The following is a 1,689-nucleotide window of genomic DNA, read 5'->3' as shown; positions in this document are numbered from 1 at the left end:
TTCCCGGTCAGGCTCCTATCAAGTCATGTTCCGCCCGGCCTGCGGAAACTCCGGCGTCGATGGACAAATCCACTGAAAGACAACCCGCACGGGTGTCGGTGTAGCAGCGAGTCACACCGGCGCCGGAGCCAGATCCATCATCTCTGTGTAGCGGTCGCCGACACGGTCCCGGTAGTGGACATGGGTGCGGCCACCGCGTGATCCTTCGAGCGAACCTCTCACAGCACTCTCGAACGGAGTCATCACGATGACCGCACCACACATTGTCGACCCTCATGGCCTGCTCAGTGAAGCCCTGTCCGAGGCATCCCCGGACATGATGCGATCGTTGCTGCAGACGATGATCAACGCGTTGCTGTCCGCGGACGCCGACGCCATCGTCGGCGCCGAGTACTGCCGACCCAGCGCAACGGGTACCGCCACCGCGACCTCGATACCCGCGTCGGAACGGTCGACGTCGCGGTCCCGAAGCTGCGTAGCGGGACCTACTTCCCGGAATGGCTTCTCGAGCGGCGCAAGCGCGCGGAGTCCGCGCTGATCACCGTCGTCGCGGACTGCTACCTCGCCGGAGCCTCCACCCGCCGCATGGCTCCACGGATGCACGCTTCGCGCACATCGCATCCGAGGCTCCAAGCTCGTCAAGACCCTCGGGATCGAACCCCTGTCCAAGTCACAGGTCAGCAGGATGGCCGCCGACCTGGACCAGATCGTCGAGGAGTTCCGCCACCGCCCGCTGGCCGATGCCGGGCCGTTCACGTTCGTGTCTGCGGACGCGTTGACGATGAAGGTTCGCGAGGGCGGGCGCGTGATCAACGCCGTCGCGCTGGTCGCGGTCGGCGTCAACGCTGACGGGCACCGCGAGGTCCTGGGCCTGCGCGTCGCCACCTCGGAAACAGGGCCGGCATGGAACGAGTTCTTCGCCGACCTGACCGCCCGCGGCCTGACCGGCGTCCGCCTGGTCACCTCCGACGCCCACAAGGGCCTGGTGGAGGCCATCGCGGCGGACCTGCCCGGAGCAGCCTGGCAACGCTGCCGCACCCACTACGCCGCCAACCTCATGTCCGTGACCCCGAAAAGCATGTGGTCGGCCGTGAAGGCGATGCTGCACTCGGTGTACGACCAACCCGACGCCAAGGCCGTCCAGGCACAGTTCGAACGGCTGCTGGACTACGTCGACGACAAGCTGCCCGACATCCACGAGCATCTCGACGCAGCCCGCCCCGACATCCTCGCGTTCACCGCCTTCCCCAAGACGTGTGGACCCAGATCTGGTCGAACAACCCCGCCGAACGCCTCAACCGCGAGATCCGACGCCGCACCGACAGCGTGGGCATCTTCCCCAACCGCACCGCAATCGTGCGCCTGGTCGGAGCCGTCCTGGCCGAGCAAACCGACGAATGGGCCGAAGGACGGCGCCACCTCGGCCTCGACGTCCTAGCTCGTTGCCGCGTCACCATCATCCCCGACACCGAACCCGAGATCGGAGGCGACAACCTGCCCGCACTCACAGCCTCACCCCCAACGAAGGAGCACGCCCGCCACACAGAGATGATGGATCTGGCTCCGGCGCCGGTGTGACTCGCTGCTACACCGACACCCGTGCGGGTTGTCTTTCAGTGGATTTGTCCATCGACGCCGGAGTTTCCGCAGGCCGGGCGGAACATGACTTGATAGGAGCCTGACCGGGAA

At 66.3% G+C, this 1,689-nt stretch carries 2 pseudogenes; both read left to right on the top strand.

Going from position 1 to position 1,689, the window contains the following annotated elements:
* Positions 1-306: 306 nt before the first annotated feature.
* Positions 307-531: pseudogene (locus AB4Y78_RS15570) on the top strand (transposase); the annotation flags it as partial.
* Between the two features lie 88 nt (positions 532-619).
* A pseudogene (locus AB4Y78_RS15565) lies at positions 620-1,578 on the top strand (IS256 family transposase).
* Positions 1,579-1,689 lie beyond the last annotated feature (111 nt).

Source organism: Janibacter sp. RAF52 (assembly GCF_052114035.1).
GTDB lineage: Bacteria > Actinomycetota > Actinomycetes > Actinomycetales > Dermatophilaceae > Janibacter > Janibacter hoylei.
The sequence above is the reverse complement of the archived record's forward strand: the minus strand, read 5'-3'. Positions and strand labels throughout refer to the sequence as shown.